The organism is Tardiphaga sp. 768_D3_N2_1 (assembly GCF_052076105.1).
In the GTDB taxonomy this organism is placed as follows: domain Bacteria; phylum Pseudomonadota; class Alphaproteobacteria; order Rhizobiales; family Xanthobacteraceae; genus Tardiphaga.
Genome location: NZ_CP197245.1, coordinates 4,307,428 through 4,326,684, shown reverse-complemented (window position 1 = coordinate 4,326,684; position 19,257 = coordinate 4,307,428). Strand labels below are relative to the sequence as shown.

The window sequence follows — 19,257 nt, the reverse complement described above, 5'->3', positions numbered from 1 at the left end:
GCGTTTCGTCTTCCGTTGCCGGGATAATTGGTCGATCCCCGATTAAAGACAATCTGGCCATTTGTGACATGACTGTCTATGGTTTGGATACAATCGGGAATGCTTCATGGACAAGCTCAGCAGCCTGCGTGCCTTCGTCAAAGTCGTCGAACTCGGCAGTTTCTCCGAGGCCGGGCGGCAGCTGCGGCTGTCGCGTTCGGCGATCTCCAAATATGTCGGCGAGCTCGAACAGGACCTCGGCGTCCAGCTTCTCAACCGCACCACGCGCCATGCCAGCGCGACCGAGAGCGGTCAGGCCTATTTCGAACGGGCGCTCAGTATTCTGGCCGATCTCGATGCCGCCGATCAGGCGGTGGCGCAAGCGCAGTCGACGCCGCGCGGATTGCTGCGCGTCAATGCGCCGATGTCATTCGGCACGCTGCAACTCGGGCCTGCCATTGCCGATTTCATGGCGCAGTGCCCGGAGCTGCAAATTCAGCTCGTATTGTCCGACGATCAGGTCGACCCGATGCAGGGGGGCTTCGACGTCACACTGCGCATCGCGGATCTGGAGTCTTCAAGTCTCATCGCGCGAAAAATCGTCGCCATCGATCGCGTCGTCTGCGGATCGCCTGATTACTTCACGCAGCATGGCACGCCGAAATTGCCTGAGGACCTGCGCAGCCACGCGTTGCTGACCTACGGCTTCCTGCTCACTGGCAATCAGTGGAAGTTGACGGGCAAGGACGGCGAGGATCACTGGATCCAGCCGAGCTGGACCCTCTGCGTCAACAATGCCGAAGTGCTGCGCGATGCCGCGATCAAGAGCAGGGGCGTCGCGCTGCTGCCGACCTTTATCGCTGGCGATGCATTGCGCACAGGCGCGCTCCGCAGTGTGCTCACCACCTACAAGGCGCCGCCACTGACGCTCTATGCGATCTATCCGCCCACGCGGCACCTAGCTGTGAAGGTGCGACTGTTCATCGATTTCCTGGTGGCGCGGTTTGCCGGCGTGCCGGAGTGGGACAAGCAGCTCTAGCGCCAGATCGCGCGCATGCGCGAATTGATGTCCATGCGCACACCCTGCGCCGCTGCACGTGTCGGATCGGTCGCCGCTACCTGTGGCCAGGTCGTGCGTTCGAACAGGTGGAGCAGTGCTTCGGGAATGAAGCGCGTGCGCGACGCATAGACATGGCGGTCACCTTGCGCATGCTGGCCGTGGGTGAAGAAGCGCTGCGGCACCATCAGATGCAGATCGTCCTTGGCCCGCGTCATCGCGACATAGAGCAACCGGCGCTCTTCCTCGATCTCCGCGGATGTCCCGGCGCCCAGATCCGAAGGCATGCAGCCATCGACGACATTGAGCACATAGACCGATTTCCATTCCTGCCCCTTGGCGGAGTGAATGGTCGAGAGGATCAGGTAGTCCTCGTCGAGCAGCGGCACGCCCGACTGATCGCTGGTGGCGTCCGGCGGATCCAGCGTGAGTTCGGTGAGAAAGCGTTCCCGCGACGAATAACCCGATGCGATCGCTTCGAGCTGAATCAGATCGGCGCGGCGCGTCAGGGAATCTTCGTGAATGCGATCGAGATGAGGCTCATACCAGCGCCGCGCCAGTTCCAGCTCGACTGGCCAGCCGGCGCGGCCTGACTTGATCTCGCTAATAACCTCGACAAAGCTGCGCCAGTCGGTCGCCGCGCGCGGCGGAGCCGGCGCATGAGCAAGCGCGTCGATCGGATCCGGCGCTGCGATCATGTGATCCAGCGCGCGCTGTGCGGAAGCCGGCCCCACACCGGGCAGCAATTGCATCAGCCGGAAACCGGCGACGCGGTCGCGCGGGTTCTCGACGAAGCGCAGCAGCGCCAGCATGTCCTTCACATGCGCAGCATCGAGAAACTTCAGCCCGCCGAATTTCACGAACGGGATGTTCCGCCGCGTCAGCTCCACTTCGAGCGAGCCGCTATGCGACGAGGTGCGGAACAGCACGGCCTGCTCTTTCAGCTTCGTGCCGCCTTCGCGATTGTCGAGCACACGAGCTACGATGGCACGAGCCTGATCGGTCTCGTCCCTGACGGTCACGAGTTGCGGCCTGGCGGAGGAGGCGCGGTCGGTCCAGAGATTCTTGGTAAAGCGCTCGCGGGCGAGATCGATCACACCATTGGCCGCCGCCAGGATCGGCTGCGTTGAGCGATAGTTGCGGTCGAGCGTGATGATCTCTGCTGATGGGCTGAACTGCCTGGGGAAGTCGAGAATGTTGCGCACGGTGGCGGCGCGGAACGAATAGATCGACTGCGCATCGTCGCCGACGACGGTGAGCCCGTGACCCTTCGGCTTCAGCGCCAGCAGGATTGCCGACTGCAGGCGATTTGTGTCCTGATATTCGTCGACCAGCACGTGATCGAAACGGCGGCCGATATCGTCGGCCAGCAGTGGCTCGCTCGCCATCTGCGCCCAGTACAAGAGCAGGTCGTCGTAGTCGAGCACGTTCTGCTTCTGCTTGGCCTCCACATAGCCGGCGAACAATTCGCGCAGCTCGGCCGACCATGCCGCGCACCACGGATAAGATGTGCCGAGCACCTGATCGAGTTCGGTCTCGGAATTCACGCAGCGCGAATAGATCGCCAGGCAAGTGCCCTTGGTTGGAAACCGGGTCTCGGTCTTGGAGAAGCCGAGTTCGTGCCGGACCAGATTCATCAGGTCAGCGGAATCCTCGCGGTCGTGAATGGTGAAAGCGGGATCGAGGCCAATCTGTTCGGCATAGTCACGCAGCAGCCGCGCGCCAATGCCGTGAAAAGTACCGGCCCAGGCCAGCGCGTCGGTCATGACGCCGGCATTGTCGCCCATCACCTTGCGCGCGATACGCTCGACGCGGCGGCTCATCTCGCTAGCGGCGCGCCGCGAGAAAGTCATCAGCAGAATGCGGCGCGGATCGGCGCCGTTGACGATCAGATGCGCGACGCGGTGTGCGAGGGTGTTGGTCTTGCCGGAACCGGCGCCGGCGATGACCAGCAATGGCGGTGCAGAAGAAGCGCTGTTGTTCCCGTGCGGGAACACGCCATGCTCGACAGCACGGCGCTGTTCTGGATTAAGGGTGTCGAGATAGGAGGCTTGGGCGAGCACGGGATGTATCCGAGGTGACGAATCACGCTCGCTGATTCCCGCTTTGTTCGCAATGGAAGAGCGGCCCCAACCTTTCGGTTGTCATCCCCGCGAAAGCGGGGATCCATACACACCGAGTTTCGGTGATGCGCCGGCTGAGAGGTCTGCTTCCCTTACGACGTTGGAGGTAATGGGTCCCCGCCTACGCGGGGACGACACTTGAGTATGTTGCAAGCGCCTACGCCGCCCGCACTTCGCGGAGGAACGCATCCACCTGCGTGCGCAGGTCTTCGCCGTTGCGTGACAGGTCGCCAGCCGATTCCACCACGCGCGATGCGGCGAGGCCGGTCTCGCGGGCGGCGTCGTTGACGCCGGCGATGTTCTGCGAGACCTCGCCGGTACCGCGGGCGGCTTCGGCGACGTTGCGGGCGATTTCGAGCGTGGCTGCGCCCTGTTCCTCGACGGCGGCGGCAATGGTGCTTGCGATCTCGCTGACGCGGCCGATGGTCGACGTAATGCTCTGGATCGAATCCACCGAGAGCTTTGTGGCGCTCTGGATTGCCCCGACCTGTGCGGAGATTTCATCCGTCGCCTTCGACGTCTGTGTGGCCAGCGCCTTCACTTCGGAAGCGACGACCGCGAAGCCGCGGCCGGCTTCGCCCGCGCGGGCCGCTTCGATGGTGGCATTGAGCGCCAGCAGATTGGTCTGCGCAGCGATCTCGCTGATCAGCTTGACCACGTCGCCAATCTTCTGCGCGGCCTCTGCAAGGCTCTGCACTTCGCCATTGGTGACATTGGCCTGCGACACCGCGTCGCCGGCGACGCGCGCCGATTCGTTGACCTGCTGTGCGATCTCGCTGATCGAGGCATTGAGTTCTTCGATGGCCGCGGCGACTGCCTGTGCGCTCTGCGTGGCCTCCTCGGAAGCTGCCGCGACGGCTGCGGTCTGCCGGGTCGATTCCTCGGCGGTAGCCGCCATCGATTGGGCGGTGTTGCGGAGTTGGCCGGCAGCCGAACCAACGGCGTTGACTACGGTACCCACGCCGCTTTCGAAGCGCGAAGCGAGCGCACTCATGGTGTCGCGGCGATCGTTCTGGGCGCGCTCGCGCTGTTCTTCCTGCGCCGCGCGCAACTGTTCGGTCTCAATGAGGCCGGTCTTGAAGATCTCGACGGCACCGGCCATCGAGCCGATCTCATCCTTGCGGCCGGCGCCCGGCACGGCAATCGTGTGGTTGCCGCCGGCGATCGTGCGCATGGCAGTTTCGAGTGCGCGGATCGGCTTCGCCATCGAACGACCCATCCAGGTTGCGATGGCGCCGGCGAGCAGCAGCACGCAGGCAGAAATGATGGCCAGCCAATTCAGCGAGGATCGCATCAGGCTGTGATATCCGCTGGTATCACGGGTGATCTCGAAGACGGCAATATTGTCGCCCGAAAAGCTCTTGATGGCGCCGAAGGTAGTGGCGACAGGTTTGTTGTCGAGTTCGCCATATTGGGTCACGACTTCACCGGCGAGCGCGCGACGCAGCGTATCGACACCCGGAGCAGCCGACCTCAGGGTGGACGCCAGCGTCTTGCTGGCCTGGCCGTCGATCTGGTGGATGCCGACATCGACACCAAAGCGCGACTTCATGCTTTCGACGAAAGTCTTGCCGAACGGAGCGCCGACATCGATGGTGCCTAGAATGGTCTCAGCATCCATCGCCGGAGCCACGCCGAAGACATTGAGCGCGTCTCGGCCGGGCTCGATGCCGCCGACCGGCTTCTTGCTGGTCATCGCCTGCACCACCATCTTGCGGCGCTCGGAGACGTTATCTCCGAAGGTGCCAGGATTATGGATGCGGGCGAAGCTGATGGCGGGTGGTGTTTGAATCGTGATCAGTTCGAGGCCGCGTGGCTTGATACGCTGATGGGCCTCTTTCAGATTCGCGAGCGCGCTGGCACGATCGTTCGCCTTGATGGCGTCCTTGATCGGCTGTGACGACGCGATCGACTCGGCAACCGCGAGCAGCGTGCGGGTCTCCGCGTTCAGCGCGGCCGTGAGATTGGCATAGTCGTCATGCGCCTCACGATTGAGGGCAGTATCGATGATCGCCTGCTGCTGCCACATGCTGAATGCTGCAAGTGCGCCGCACGATCCGGCTGCGACGAGCGTGATGGCGACAATCATACGTGCTGAAATGGAATTGAGTACTTGCATCGATAGGCTCCTTGGGCCGCGGCAGGCAATCTTGCTGCGGCACTAAAATTACGCGTAAAAATAGGGAAGCCGAGTGAAGGAGCCCTTAACTACCTCTGATGTGCAGGTATCATGGTATTGTGATCCCATTATGCCGCAGCAGATTTGGTTTTGGGTGATGGTCCCGATCGGTCGTGATCGAATGTGCGACGATACTAGTGGAGTCGGAACGAGCCATTCCCCGGCGCAAGGCACTGGTCCACATGTGCGAGAAGAACCGCTGATTTGAGCGGCTTCTGGAGGCGGCAGACCGCGCCGAGTTTGGTGGACATCGCGAGAAAATCGGGCGCAGGCACGCCCGCCGGTGAAGCCGCGCGACCTGACATGCCGATGATCGGGATCTCCGGACGATACTGATGTGCCAGCTTTATTGTCTCAAGCGCGTCCATCATGAAGATATCAATGATGAGCAGATCAAAATCCGCGTTGCGGAAGATGTGGCGCGCACGCGGGCCGTCGCTCGCACAGGTGACGCTGTGGCCCTCGCGCTCGAGCATCAATTTGGTGAAGATCTGAACAACCTTGTCATCGTCGACAATCAGGATGCTTGCCATCTGCCGGTCCCCCCGGATGCTGCCGCGCGAGCGCGGAGCATGGTTATCTGGTTACGCACGCACCGTTACACGCCACGTTGTAAATGCGGCTTCTCGTTCAACACCGCGTCGAGCAGCGAACTGTGGACCTGAATATGTCCGTCATAGCTGACGAAGCCGAGCTTGCGAAACTTGTTCATGAAGAAGCTGACGCGCGACCGCGTTGTGCCGATCATCTCCGCCAGCGTTTCCTGACTGATGTCGATATCGATGGGGTGGCTGGCGCCTTCCTCACCATAGTGAGCGAGGATCAGCAACAGGCGCGCCAGGCGCTTCTCGCTTGAATTGAACAACTGATCGATCAGATCTTCTTCGATCCGATTGTTGCGCGACAGAAGATAGGCGACGAAGAACTCTGCAAAGGCTGGCTCATCGCGCAGATGGGCGGTCATCACCGATCTGCTGATGGTGACGATTGTGCAGTCTTCCATCGCGGTCGTTGTGACGGTGCGCAGCGGATGACCATTCAGGCAACCTTCGCCGAGGAACTGCCCGGGTTCGAGCAGGCCAACAACGGCTTCCTTGCCTTGTTCGGACAGGACCGTCAGTTTGATACGTCCGTTCAGGATGTAGCCAACAGAATCTGCCACCTCACCCTGACAGAAGATGTTCTGGTTCTTCTTGTAGTCGGTCGTAACCTTTCCGATGCCGGGAGAGGTCAGAAAATACGGCGCATCGAACTCGGCTACAGCAGGAACCTTCAAGGCAGCTAGCCGTGTCATCACGAATCTCCGGACACCGATCTCTTCCGGTTAGAGCAAGTCTATTCAGGGTTGTATTGTTCCCGTCCGGTCCAGTTAAATTGCCGACATAAGAGAACACACATGCACAGACATAGACCGGGGATTGATGGGGTCATCAATCCCGATATGCACATAGATACCACCAGGCGCATGAGGCGACGTAGTTACGTCATCGGATTCACTGCCTTGAAACAACTTCCATCCATGTTGCTGCGCAACTCAACGCGCAGATCGTCTGTCATGACCACAACACACGCTGCTCTTCAATTGCGAGGGTTAACGAAACGTTTCGATCGGCCTGCTGTCGATGGACTCGATCTCACGGTGCGTGCCGGCGAGTTCTATGCGCTGCTGGGCGCCAACGGAGCCGGCAAGACGACGACGTTGCGCATGGTCGCGGGATTGCTGCGTCCCGATGCAGGATCGGTATCGGTGCTTGGCATCGATGCGCTGGCCGATCCGGTGGCAGCAAAGCAGATCATGGCCTGGGTATCCGACGAGCCGATGATCTATGACAAGCTGACGCCGCTCGAATATCTCGAATTCGTGGCCGGTCTATGGGGCTGCGATGCTCAGGCAGCGGAACGCCGGTCGCATGATCTGCTGACGTCGCTCAGCCTCGGGCCGCATCTGCACGAGCGATGCGAAGGCTTCTCCAAGGGAATGCGTCAGAAAGTGGCGCTGGCTGGTGCGCTGGTGCATGAGCCCCGGCTGATCATTCTCGACGAACCTTTGACCGGGCTCGATGCCGTGTCGGCGCGTCACGTCAAGGGCCTGCTGCAGGATCGCGTGCGCTCCGGCTGCACCGTGATCATGACCACGCATATTCTTGAAGTCGCCGAGCGGATGGCCGACCGGATCGGCGTGATCGCCGCGGGCAGGCTGATAGCCGAAGGGACGCTTGCCGAATTGCGTCAGCAGAACGGGCAAGGCGACACCAGCCTCGAAGACATGTTCGTGGCGCTGGTGGACAGCGCACCGGTTGCCGCATGACGCCATCCGCCAGCGTGATGTGGTTTGCCGGCCATGAAGTCCGGCTGGCATGGCGCGAAATGCTGGGCATGCTCACGGCGGGCCGCCGCCGGCGTTCGCGCAGCGTTTTACTTCTGCTGATTGTCTTCTTGATCTTTCTGCATCTGCCGGCCTATGCGGTGGTCGGCCGTTTCGCGGATGTACAGACGCCACTCGATCGATCGACGGCCATTGTCATCACTGCAAGTATCTTTCTCGCCTGGGCACTCGTTTTGTCGCAGGCGATCGAGTCCGTCACCCGCGTATTCTACGCCCGCGCTGACCTCGATCTCATCATGTCGTCACCCGCGCCGCTCACCAACCTGTTCTCCGTTCGCATCGCAGCCATCGCGTTGACGGTGACCGTGATGGCGATGTTGCTGGCGACGCCTTTCGTCAACGTACTGGTGATCGGCGGCGGCGCGCGCTGGTTCTCCGCCTATGCCGTCGTCATCACAATGGGCCTTTCCGCATCGGCATGCGCCATCGCCATCACGATCGGACTGTTTCAGCTCTGCGGTCCTGCGAAGACACGGCTGGTCGCGCAGATTATTTCAGCTGTGACCGGCGCGGGTTTCGTCATCGCGTTACAGGTGGCGGCGATCCTGTCTTACGGCACGTTGTCGCGTTTTGCTGTGTTGACCTCCGATGCCGCAGCAGTCTTTGCGCCGGCGGCGGACAGCATCGTGTGGTGGCCCGCGCGTGCGATGCTTGGTGATGTGCAGGCGCTGGTGCCGCTGCTTGCGGGCGGGTTGATCCTACTCGGACTGACGATGGCGATTTTCTCGCCACGATTCAGCAATTACGTGGCCAGTGCCGCACCTTCGACGCAAGCTCGTCGCAAGAAGATCGCAAGACCTTTCCGGACGGGATCCCGGCGTAGGGCCTTGCGGCGCAAGGAGTTTATCCTGTTGTGGCGCGATCCATGGCTGGTCTCGCAAACCCTGATGCAATTGCTGTATCTGCTGCCGCCGGCCTTGATGCTGTGGCGCAGCTTCGGCGAGGGAGCCGGCGCCTTTATCGTGCTGGCGCCCGTGATCGTGATGGCCGCGGGACAGCTTGCCGGCGGCCTGGCGTGGCTGACAATTTCCGGCGAAGACGCTGCGGATCTGGTCACGACCGCACCGCTTCCGACAAACACGATCATCACGGCCAAGGTCGAAGTCGTGCTGGTGATCATCGCCGTCGTGTTCATGCCAATGGTCGCAGGCCTGGCGCTCGTTTCGCTGCCGCTGGCTGCGGTGACGGGATTAGCGGCTGCCGTGGCGGCCGCCTCGGCGACGGCCATCCAGCTCTGGTTCAGAGTGCAGGCACGGCGCAGCCAGTTCAGGCGACGTCAGACGTCATCTCGTATCGCAACCTTTGCTGAAGCCTTCTCGTCGATCGGCTGGGCCGCGACTGCGGCACTGGCGCTGGTGCTGCCGATTGCCTCCGTGATCGCTGGCGCCATCACCGCGGGGTTGATGGCGCTGACGTGGAAGATCAGTCCAGTCAGGACCTGAAACGACAAAGCCACCCGCGGACACGGAGGGCTTTGTAGTTAACAACTGCATCGAAACAACAATTAGGCCACCATCGACATCAGCGCGAGAGTAGGGGTGGCTTCGCTAAAAACCTCGTCCGTGACCACCGTAAACCGCGCTAGCGTCACCGGGCCGAAATTGGTGGAGATCGCTACGTCAGCTGCGTCGCGACCGCGAGCCATCACGATACGGCCGATACGCGCGTGATTGTGGCGTGCATCGAACGTGTACCACTTGTCTCCGAGGTAGACTTCGAACCAGGCGCTGAAATCCATCGGCGCGGGATCCTTGGGCACGCCGATATCGCCGAGATAACCGGTGCAATACCGCGCTGGAATGTTCATGCAGCGGCACAGCGTGACGGCCAGATGCGCGAAGTCGCGGCACACGCCGATACGCTCTTCATGACCTTCAAAGGCCGTACGATCGTTACGAGCATGGTGATAGCCGAACTCGATGCGCTGATGCGTGTAATCGACAATGGCCTGGACGCGCGCTGCGCCATCCTCGATATGGCCAAACAGCGACCATGCCAGATCGGATAGTTTCTGCGTATCGCAGTAGCGGCTGCCGAGCAGGAAGACCATGACGTCGTCAGGCAGTTCCCCGATCGTCTGCAGCGGTCCGGACGGCGGAGCCGCATCCGGCAGCCCGCTATCGGAGATAAGAAAGTCGTTCTTGATCTCGATCAATCCGGGCGGCGCGACGATGCGCGTGCAGGTATTGCCGAACATGTCGAGATAGTCATGCGCCTGCACGTCGTGAGAGAACTGGATGCGATGCGCGCTCTGCAAATCTTTCGCCCGCGAAGGATGAATGCTGAGCATCAGGATCATGGGCGTTTCCTGTGTGCACTGGAAAGCGATGTCGTAGCCCGCGCGAATCTGCACTTTTGGGTCTCCACTAGTTCGGCAAATCAGAAATGAGGCGCTGCCAGACAAGTGTAGTCACCAAACATCGTTCCGAGGTTCAGTGACAGGAATGTGCAGAAAATGTGGGCAGCGAGGCCGCGCTGACCCCGATGCGCCAAAAGCTATTTCTTCAATGATAATAAAAGAAGTGACCGGCCTGTGACCTGGTAAATGTGGCCGAACGGGAAGTCCTCTTCATTGGCATCGGGAAGGTCGGCGTCGGGAATATTGGTATCCACCAGCAGTTCCCATCCGGTTCCGCCCGTGGCTTCTGGCATGGTGAAGTCTACCAATCCGTCGAAGCTGTTGAGGATGATCAGCATGGTCTCATCGTCGGCCGGCTTGTGGATGCCGGTCTTCTGCGCGCGTCCGTCCAGCAACATGCCAAAGCATTTCATGTTGCCGTCTTTCCAATGCGCATCCTGCATCGGGCCGCCATTGGCGTTGATCCATGTCACGTCGCGAACGTCGAGATCAGGGTCGTGCTCACCAGTGAGGAAGCGGCTGCGACGCAGGACCGAGCAGTCGCCGAGCACCTTGATGAGCCGTTTGGTGAAAGCGAGAAGATCCTTGCCCTCAGGTGTCAGGCTCCAGTTGAACCAGGATACCTCGCTGTCCTGGCAATAGGCGTTGTTGTTGCCGTTCTGGGTGCGGCCGAATTCGTCGCCGCCGAGCAGCATCGGTGTGCCCTGGGAGAACAGTAGCGTCGCCAGCATATTGCGCTTCTGGCGCTCGCGTAGCGCGATGATGGCCTTGTCGTCAGTCGGCCCTTCGACGCCGCAATTCCATGAGGCGTTGTTGGAGGAGCCGTCCTTGTTGTTCTCGCCATTGGCCTCGTTGTGTTTCTCATTGTAGCTCGCCCAATCGTTCAGCGTGAAGCCGTCATGAGCGGTGACAAAATTGATGCTGGCCCAGGCGCGGCGGCCCTGATGGTTGAACATGTCACCGGAGGCAACGAGACGCGGGGCCAGTGCCGAGACCGGTGCTTTGCCGCGCCAGAAATTACGCGTGGTATCGCGGAACTTGTCGTTCCATTCCGCCCAACCAGGCGGGAAGCCGCCGACCTGATAACCGCCGGGGCCGATGTCCCATGGTTCGGCGATCAGCTTGACCGTCGTCAGCAAAGGATCCTGATCGACGGCTTTCAGGAAGCCGCTCTGTTCGGTGAAGCCGTAGACTTCGCGCGCGAGAATGGTGCCAAGATCGAAGCGGAAGCCGTCGATATGCATCTCCCGCACCCAGTAGCGCAGGCTGTCCGCCACCATCTGGATGACGCGGGCATTGGACAGGTTCACCGTGTTTCCGGTGCCGGTGTCATTGATGTAATAGCGCGGCTTGTCCGGCATCAGCCGGTAATAGCTGGCATTGTCGATACCCTTGAAGGACAGGGTCGGGCCAAGCTCATTGCCTTCGGCGGTGTGATTATAGACAACATCGAGGATCACCTCGAGGCCGCCGGCATGCAGCGCTGACACCATCTCCTTGAACTCACGCAGCGAGTTCGGCACGTCCGAGGCGTAACGGGGATCGGGCGCAAAGAAGCCGATGGAATTGTAACCCCAGTAATTCACCAGCTTCTTGTTGAGCAGATAGTCGTCGTTGATGAAGGTATGGATCGGCAGAAGCTCGACAGAGGTGATGCCGAGTCCGCAGAGATAATCAACAACCGGCTTGCTGCCGAATCCTGCATAGGTCCCGCGGAGCTTTTCGGGCACGTCGGGATGAAGCCTGGTGAAGCCCTTGACGTGGGTCTCATAGATGATGGTCTGGTCCCATGGCACGGGCTGCCGGCCGGCTTCACCGGCCCAGTCGAAATCGCGATCGACGATCACGCATTTCGGCATGAAGGGCGCCGAGTCGCGTTCGTCGAAAGTGGTGTCGTCGCCAGTTTCCATCTTGTAGCCGAACACAGCCGGATTCCATTCGAGCTGACCGGCATGAGCACGGGCATAGGGATCGAGCAGCAGCTTGTTCGGATTGAAGCGGTGGCCCTTGTCGGGCTCATACGGGCCGTGGACGCGGTAACCGTAGAACGTGCCGGGGCCAACATCCGGGATGTAGCCGTGAAAGACTTCGTCAGTATATTCCGGTAGCTCGATTCGCGTTTCCGTGCCGCCCTCGAACAGGCAGATCTCGACCTTGGTGGCGTTGGCGGAGAAGAGTGCGAAGTTGGTGCCCTTTCCGTCCCAATGCGCGCCAAAGGGATAGGGAAGACCTTCTTCGATCACTCTGTTTGTCACGATTGCCCCACTGTCTGGTATGAATGCGCGGGATAACTGCGCCGCCGCATTTCCGTTGCAATGCAATCAGGTGCTTTTGGAATATATCTTGGCCTGCGAGGGTCGCTAGCCCGGAGTTTTGCTTATGACCGACGTCTCCCATCACAAACGCATCGCATTGCTAGGCGCGCCGGTCGAAGTCGGGGCCTCGCAGCGCGGGACTTTGATGGGGCCGGCGGCGATGCGGACGGCAGGCTTGGGGCCGCTGCTGGAAGAGCTTGGCTTCGAGGTGGAAGACCACGGTGACCTCATGCCACCGTCTGTGCCTCTGTCGATTGATACACCGCCGGAGAATGCCAAGCATTACCGCGTGATCCAGAGCTGGATCCAGGCGCTGAGTGCGCGCGCCTACACGCTTGCCAAATCGGGCGCGCTGCCGATCTTCGTGGGCGGTGATCACAGCCTGTCCATGGGATCGGTCAATGGCGTGGCGCGGCACTGGCACGAGCAGGGGCGGGAATTGTTTGTGCTGTGGCTCGATGCCCATGCGGATTACAACACTCCGCACACGACCATTACCGGCAACATGCACGGCATGTCCGCGGCCTTTCTGTGCGGCGAGGCCGGTCTCGACGGCCTGCTCGGTGCGGAGCCTCGGGCCTCGATCAAGCCTGACAATCTCGATCTGTTCGGCATCCGCTCCATCGACAAGCTCGAGAAAGAGCTGGTGCATGCACGCAAGGTCGCCATCGCAGACATGCGGCAGATCGACGAGTTCGGTGTCGGCGTTCTGATTCGCCGCGTCATCGAGCGGGTCAAGGCCCGCAACGGCGTGCTGCATGTGTCCTTCGATGTGGACTTCCTTGATCCCGCGGCAGCGCCCGGCGTTGGCACCATGGTGCCCGGTGGCGCGACCTATCGCGAAGCACACCTCATCATGGAGCTGCTGCACGATTCCGGGCTGATGTGTTCGCTGGATGTCGTCGAGCTCAATCCGTTTCTGGACGAGCGCGGGCGAACGGCACGGGTGATGGTCGAGCTGGTCGGCAGCCTGTTCGGCCAGCAGATCACGGATCGGCCGATGCCCAGCAACGCAATTATACCGCCCGGCTAGTTCACGGTCGGCAAAACCTCGATTGGTTCCGGGCTCCGTTTTGTCATGTTCTCGGAACTAACCCTCAAGCGCGGGATTGCTACCTCATCGTTTACATACTGAGGAGCACGTCATGATTAAGCATCTTGCCATCATCGCCGTTGCTGCGGCGGGCATCGGCAGCGCAATTCCAGCCAAGGCTCAGGACGTCGGCGTCGCCGTCGGTCCGGGCGGCGTGACGGTCGGCGCCGTCGGCCGAGACCGTTATCGGGATGACTATGATCGCGGCTACTACCGCGATCGCCGCGACCGCAACGAGACCGTGATTATCAAGCGCAGCCGCGATCGTGACCGTGGCTACTACGATGGCGGTGTCGAACGTCGTACTGTCATCGAACGCTACTAACATTGCGTCGACCGAAAGGCGGCCCTTCCTCGGAAGGGCCGCTTTTTAGTGCGTGATGGAAACCTCAGAACATTAGGTGACAGGACCATGGCAACTGCAGCGACAGTCTGGTGGCAGGCCGGCACCATTTATCAGATCTATCCGCGGTCGTTTCAGGACTCCAATGGAGATGGCATCGGCGATCTCGCGGGCATTGTCGGCCGGCTTCCTTATCTGCGGCGGCTCGGCATCGACGCGATCTGGCTGTCGCCGATCTTCCCGTCCCCGATGGCAGACTTCGGCTATGACATATCAGACTATATCGGCGTCGATCCGATCTTCGGCACACCGGCAGATTTCGACGCGCTGGTGGCCGCGGCTCACGGTCATGGTTTGAAGATCATTCTCGATCTGGTGCCGAACCACACCTCGGATCAGCATCCGTGGTTTGTCGAGAGTCGATCGTCGCGCGATAATCCCAAACGCGATTGGTATATCTGGCACGATCCGAAGCCGGACGGCAGCGCGCCGACCAACTGGATGTCGGAGTTTGGCGGCAGCTCCTGGCAATATGACGAGGCCACAGGGCAATATTACTATCATGCCTTTCTCGACAAGCAGCCCGACCTGAACTGGCGCAATCCCGCTGTTCGCGACGCCATCTATGAGGTGATGCGGTTCTGGATGCGACGGGGTGTCGATGGCTTTCGCGTCGACGTGATCTGGCATCTGATCAAGGACGATCAGTTTCGCGATAATCCAATCAATCCCAATTACGTTGCGGGCAGGCCGCCCCATGAGACGTTGATCCAGCTCTACTCCACCGATCGCCCGGAGACGCAGGATGTCGTCGCCGAGATGCGCCAGGTTGTGGACGAATTTGATGATCGCGTGTTGATCGGCGAGGTCTATCTCCCGGTCGACCGGCTGGTCGCCTATTACGGCAATGACCTGTCGGGCGCGCATCTGCCGTTCAATTTTGCACTGCTCTCCGCGCCATGGAATGCCTTTGCCATCGGCGAATTGATCGCGCGCTACGAAGCCGCACTGCCGCTCGGCGCGTGGCCGAACTGGGTGCTCGGCAATCACGACCGGCCGCGCGTCGCCAGCCGGGTTGGCACAGCCCAGGCGCGCGTCGCTGCGATGTTATTGCTGACGCTGCGCGGTACGCCGACGCTGTATTATGGCGACGAGATCGGCATGAAGCAGGTGCCCATTGCACCGGATCAGGTTCAGGATCCATTCGAAAAGAACGTGCCCGGGATCGGTGTTGGCCGCGACGGCTGCCGCACGCCGATGCAATGGGGGGCGACCGAGCATGCGGGTTTCACGACGGGCGAGCCCTGGCTGCCGCTGGACACGGACTATCACCATCAGAATGCGGCTGCGCTCGCGGCCGATCCGCATTCGATCCTCAGCCTTTATGTAAGGCTGATCGATCTGCGCAAGCGCATGCCTGAACTGGTGTTCGGCAGCTATGAGCCTGTGGACGCTGCGGGCGATGTGCTGGCTTATCGGCGCTCCTATGACGGACAGATGGTTTTGGTCGCCCTCAACCTCAGCGGTGAGCCTGCGTCATTGCATGTGGGGGGCGGAGAGATATTGCTGGCGACAGGACTGGAGCGCCATGGCGAGAATGTTTCGGGCGCGCTGGAACTATCAGGCAACGAAGGCGTGATCGTTAGGCTGCGGTGAGTAGCTACTTCAATATCACCACCATCACGGCCGGGCAGCGCGAGCCCGGGCATGACAAGAGTATTAGTGAATGGCGTCCCACATGCGAAGGCGCCGCCGATTGCTCGGCGGCGCCTTGATGCTTGCGAGGCTGCGTGGAGCCGGGCGCTCAGTTCAGACCGATCGTGGTCAGGTCCTGGAACCAGTGCTGGGCCTGCACGAACTTCTTCACCTTCGGCGACAGCGCATGCGGGTTGGTGTCGTGGACGACCCAGACCAGCACCGCATCGTCGACGATCTGCGCATGGGCTTCGGCGAGCAATTCGTCCTGCTTCTTCGGATCGAAGGTGTTCTTGGCTTCGTCGATCAGCGCATCGACCTTGGGATTCTTGTAGCCGCCCCAGTTCACGCCGACCGGCGCGATCTGGCCGGAATGGAAGAAGCGCACAATGGCGTAGAGCGGATCCGAGGTGACGTAAGCGATGTTGTTGGACGTAATGCCCTTCATGCTCTCGTCGGCTGCACCCTTGCGCCACGCGGTGTAGAGAACCTCGAGCTCGACGACCTTGAACTCGACCTCCACGCCGATTTCCTTGAAGCTCTGCTGCAGGAATTCATTGATCGGCAGCGACAGCATCTGGCCGGTGCCGCCATTGGCGATGATGAAGGTCGCCTTCAGCGGTTTCTCTGGGCCGTAGCCGGCTTCCTTCACCAGCTTCTTGGCTTCGGCGAGATCGTATTTGATCTTGAAGTTCGGCTTGCCGAACCACGGGCTCGACGGGTCGACCTGACCGATGGCGGGCTTGGCAAGGCCGTTCATCAGCGCAACCACCGCATCGCGATCGATGGCGAGATTGAGCGCCTTGCGCAGGCGCACGTCGGTCCAGGGCGAGCCCGGCAGCACGCTGAGATGATAATTCCAGACATGCGGCGTGACGTTGTCGACGATCTTCATGCCGGCGCCCTTGAGCTGCGGCACAGCGTCTGGAGCAGGGGTTTCGATCAGATCGACCTGACCGGCGAGCAGCGCATTGGTGCGGGTGAGCGCTTCCGGCATCGGGACGAGCACAAGCTTGTCGGCTTTCGGAATGCGCTTCTTGTCCCAGTAGTCGGGATTCTTGCTGAGTTCGGCGAGTTCACGCGGAACGAGCTTGGTCAGTTTGAATGGGCCGGTGCCCGAGGGCTGCGATGCGAACTTGTCCCAGTCCTTGCCGACCTTTTCATATTGCGCCGGGCTGGAGACCAGGAACCAGAGCATCTGATAGGGGAAGAAGGAGTCAACGCTCTTGGTGGTGATTTCGACGGTGCCGTCATCGATCTTGGCGTAGCTCGCGACCGAGGGCAGGCGGGTCTTCACCTGCGCGCTCTGGCGCTTGTCGAATTGCGGCGCCTTCTCGTTCAACACCTTGTCGAGATTCCAGATCACCGCATCGGCGTTGAAGTCGCTGCCGTCGTGAAACTTCACACCTTTGCGCAAAGTGAAGCGCCACTTGGTCTTGTCGGTGTCGTCGACTTTCCACTCGGTGGCGAGGCCGGGGATGAGTTTGCCCGGACGATCGGCGACATCCATCTCCCACGCGACGAGCGGATCGTAGATCGTATAGCCGGTGAACTGGTAGCCGCCGGCGCCGCGATCGGGCTGACCCGTGGTCAGCGGCACGTCCGCCATCGAGATGCCATAGCGCACCACCGTTTCGGCTTGCGCCGGCGCGGCTGCGCCTATGACGGCGGCGATGGCCGCAACAAATAACGAGCTTCGAACGCGCATAAACCGGACTCCGTATGGTGGAATATTGTCTGCCAGATACCTGCAATCCTGATGCCAGATTGGGCAGGCGGAACGATCGGTGTGTGCCGGTGTGCTGCAGTGCCGCAGTTTGAGTCATTGCGGTGCAAGGTTGCAGGCCTTGGCACAAGCGTTGCATAAGAATTAGCCAGTTTAGAACAAACCAACACTGGCGGAAGCCAACGTGTCATCCAAAGCCAAGAGGGACTGATTACGATGCGTATCGAAAAGCCGACAAAGAGCCGTCTCGCGGCAGCAATTACGATGCTGACGCTCGCTACGGCCCTGACCCTGCCGCAGGTGGCGCGCGCCGAAACGGTGCTGCGCATCGGCATGACCGCTGCCGATATTCCGCGCACGCTCGGCCAGCCCGATCAGGGTTTCGAAGGCAATCGTTTCACCGGCAATACAATGTATGACGGCCTGACCGGCTGGGATCTCTCGTCTGCCACCAAGGCGAGTGTTGTCATTCCAGCGCTCTCCACCGAATGGAAGGTGGACGATGCCGACAAGAAGAAATGGACCTTCAAGCTGCGTCCCGGCGTCACTTTCCATGACGGTTCGGCCTTCAATGCGGATGCGGTGGTCTGGAATGTGGACAAGGTGCTCAAACAAGATGCAGTCCAGTTCGATGCCAGCCAGGTCGGTGTGACTGCATCGCGTATGCCGACTTTGGTGTCCGCGAAGAAGATCGACGACATGACCGTCGAACTGACCACGAAAGAGCCGGACTCCTTCCTGCCGATCAATCTCACCAATCTCTTTATGGCGAGCCCGACGAAGTGGCAGGCGCTGTTCGACAAGGCCGAAGGCGCCGATGCCAAGGCCAAGTCGCAGGCCGCATGGGCGGCCTTCGCCCGCGAAGCGTCGGGCACCGGCCCGTGGAAGATGTCGAAGTTCACACCGCGCGAGCGTCTCGAACTGGTGAAAAATGACGCCTACTGGAACAAGGACCGCGTTCCGAAGACCGACAAGATGGTGTTGCTGCCGATGCCGGAAGCCAACGCCCGTACTGCGGCGCTGCTGTCCGGTCAGGTCGACTGGGTCGAGGCGCCGGCTCCCGACGCGGTCAAGGAAATCACCGCGCGCGGCTTCAAGATCGAGAAGAACGAGCAGCCGCATGTCTGGCCGTGGCAGTTCTCCCGTGCCGAAGGCTCGCCGTGGAACGACATCCGCGTCCGCAAGGCGGCCAACCTCTGCATCGATCGCGAAGGCCTGAAGGACGGTTTGCTCGCCGGCCTGATGGTACCGGCGACCGGTACCTTCGAGCCGGGTCACCCTTGGCGCGGCAAGCCGAGTTTCGAAATCAAGTATGATCTGAAGGCAGCGCAAGCGCTGATGAAGGAAGCAGGTTACGGCCCCACCAAGAAGCTCGAAGTGAAGACGCAGACCTCGGCATCCGGCTCCGGCCAGATGCTGCCGCTGCCGATGAACGAATATCTGCAGCAGGCGCTGGCGGAGTGCTATTTCGACGTCAAGCTCGACGTCATCGAATGGAACACGCTGTTCACCAACTGGCGCCGTGGCGTCAAGGATCCGACCGCCAACGGTTCCAACGCAACGAACGTTACCTATGCAGCGATGGACCCGTTCTTCGCACTGGTTCGCTTCCTGCAGTCGTCGATGGCGCCGCCGGTCTCGAACAACTGGGGCTTCATCAACAATCCGAAGTTCGATGAACTCGTGACCAAGGCACGCACCACCTTCGATGCGACGGCCCGTGACGCGGCGCTGGCCGAACTTCACGCGGCTTCGGTCGACGACGCAGCCTTCCTCTACGTGGCCCATGACGTCGGTCCGCGTGCGCTGAGCCCGAAGATCAAGGGCTTCGTGCAGCCGAAGAGCTGGTTCGTCGACTTCTCGCCGGTGTCGATCACGCAGTAAAGGCTTTCTTCCCCTCTCCCCCGGCCGAAGCGTAGCTTCGGCTGGCGGGAGAGGGTGGATCAATCGCGCGAAGCGAGATTGAGCCGGGAGAGGGGGCGCCAAGTGCACGGCCCTCTCC

At 60.9% G+C, this 19,257-nt stretch carries 14 protein-coding genes; 7 read left to right on the top strand and 7 right to left on the bottom strand.

Features of this window, described 5'->3' with window-relative positions:
* Positions 1 to 106 precede the first annotated feature (106 nt).
* Positions 107 to 1,018 (top strand): LysR substrate-binding domain-containing protein, encoded by a 912-nt coding sequence (locus tag AB8A27_RS20265; RefSeq protein WP_441243467.1) that lies wholly within the window; start codon positions 107 to 109, stop codon positions 1,016 to 1,018.
* Here AB8A27_RS20265 and AB8A27_RS20260 read toward each other — a convergent pair.
* The 4 genes from AB8A27_RS20260 to AB8A27_RS20245 all read right to left on the bottom strand — a co-directional run bounded on the left by AB8A27_RS20260 (position 1,015) and on the right by AB8A27_RS20245 (position 6,632).
* A complete protein-coding gene (locus AB8A27_RS20260) occupies positions 1,015 to 3,099 on the bottom strand; it encodes an ATP-dependent helicase (RefSeq protein WP_441243466.1) in 2,085 nt (694 codons plus the stop codon). The genes AB8A27_RS20265 and AB8A27_RS20260 overlap by 4 nt on opposite strands.
* A 217-nt stretch (positions 3,100 to 3,316) precedes the next feature.
* On the bottom strand, positions 3,317 to 5,278 hold the full coding sequence (locus AB8A27_RS20255; RefSeq protein WP_441243465.1) for a methyl-accepting chemotaxis protein: 1,962 nt from the start codon (positions 5,276 to 5,278) through the stop codon (positions 3,317 to 3,319).
* 194 nt (positions 5,279 to 5,472) lie between these two features.
* Positions 5,473 to 5,871, bottom strand: a complete 399-nt coding sequence (locus AB8A27_RS20250) for a response regulator (RefSeq protein WP_441243464.1) — start codon at positions 5,869 to 5,871, stop codon at positions 5,473 to 5,475.
* Positions 5,872 to 5,936: 65 nt separating this feature from the next.
* Positions 5,937 to 6,632 carry a Crp/Fnr family transcriptional regulator gene (locus AB8A27_RS20245; protein WP_441243463.1) on the bottom strand — a complete coding sequence of 232 codons (696 nt, stop codon included), beginning with the start codon at positions 6,630 to 6,632 and terminating at the stop codon, positions 5,937 to 5,939.
* Between the two features lie 261 nt (positions 6,633 to 6,893).
* On the opposite strand from AB8A27_RS20245, the gene AB8A27_RS20240 reads away from it, so the two are divergent.
* Both AB8A27_RS20240 and AB8A27_RS20235 read left to right on the top strand, forming a co-directional pair.
* Positions 6,894 to 7,646, top strand: a complete 753-nt coding sequence (locus AB8A27_RS20240; RefSeq protein WP_441243462.1) for an ABC transporter ATP-binding protein — start codon at positions 6,894 to 6,896, stop codon at positions 7,644 to 7,646.
* A complete protein-coding gene (locus tag AB8A27_RS20235; RefSeq protein WP_441243461.1) occupies positions 7,643 to 9,166 on the top strand; it encodes a permease in 1,524 nt (507 codons plus the stop codon). Before AB8A27_RS20240 ends, AB8A27_RS20235 begins: the two co-directional genes overlap by 4 nt.
* Before the next feature lie 62 nt (positions 9,167 to 9,228).
* On the opposite strand, the gene AB8A27_RS20230 is transcribed toward AB8A27_RS20235, so the two are convergent.
* Positions 9,229 to 10,077, bottom strand: coding sequence for a transglutaminase-like domain-containing protein (locus AB8A27_RS20230; protein ID WP_441243460.1), 849 nt, complete (start codon positions 10,075 to 10,077; stop codon positions 9,229 to 9,231).
* A 143-nt stretch (positions 10,078 to 10,220) separates the two neighbouring features.
* Positions 10,221 to 12,338 carry a glycogen debranching protein GlgX gene (gene glgX, locus AB8A27_RS20225; RefSeq protein ID WP_441243459.1) on the bottom strand — a complete coding sequence of 706 codons (2,118 nt, stop codon included), beginning with the start codon at positions 12,336 to 12,338 and terminating at the stop codon, positions 10,221 to 10,223.
* 124 nt (positions 12,339 to 12,462) lie between these two features.
* Between glgX and rocF the strand changes: the two genes are divergently transcribed.
* From rocF to AB8A27_RS20210, 3 genes are all read left to right on the top strand, one after another.
* On the top strand, positions 12,463 to 13,431 hold the full coding sequence (rocF, locus tag AB8A27_RS20220) for an arginase (RefSeq protein ID WP_441243458.1): 969 nt from the start codon (positions 12,463 to 12,465) through the stop codon (positions 13,429 to 13,431).
* A 112-nt stretch (positions 13,432 to 13,543) separates the two neighbouring features.
* Positions 13,544 to 13,816, top strand: a complete 273-nt coding sequence (locus AB8A27_RS20215) for a hypothetical protein (protein ID WP_092145582.1) — start codon at positions 13,544 to 13,546, stop codon at positions 13,814 to 13,816.
* A gap of 87 nt (positions 13,817 to 13,903) precedes the next feature.
* Positions 13,904 to 15,490 carry an alpha-amylase family glycosyl hydrolase gene (locus AB8A27_RS20210; protein WP_441243457.1) on the top strand — a complete coding sequence of 529 codons (1,587 nt, stop codon included), beginning with the start codon at positions 13,904 to 13,906 and terminating at the stop codon, positions 15,488 to 15,490.
* A 148-nt stretch (positions 15,491 to 15,638) separates the two neighbouring features.
* Here AB8A27_RS20210 and AB8A27_RS20205 read toward each other — a convergent pair whose 3' ends face one another.
* Positions 15,639 to 17,237: an ABC transporter substrate-binding protein gene (locus tag AB8A27_RS20205; RefSeq protein ID WP_441243456.1), complete on the bottom strand. Its 1,599-nt coding sequence runs from the start codon at positions 17,235 to 17,237 to the stop codon at positions 15,639 to 15,641.
* A 282-nt stretch (positions 17,238 to 17,519) separates the two neighbouring features.
* On the opposite strand from AB8A27_RS20205, the gene AB8A27_RS20200 reads away from it, so the two are divergent.
* Positions 17,520 to 19,139, top strand: coding sequence for an ABC transporter substrate-binding protein (locus AB8A27_RS20200; RefSeq protein WP_441244967.1), 1,620 nt, complete (start codon positions 17,520 to 17,522; stop codon positions 19,137 to 19,139).
* The last annotated feature ends 118 nt before the right edge of the window (positions 19,140 to 19,257 follow it).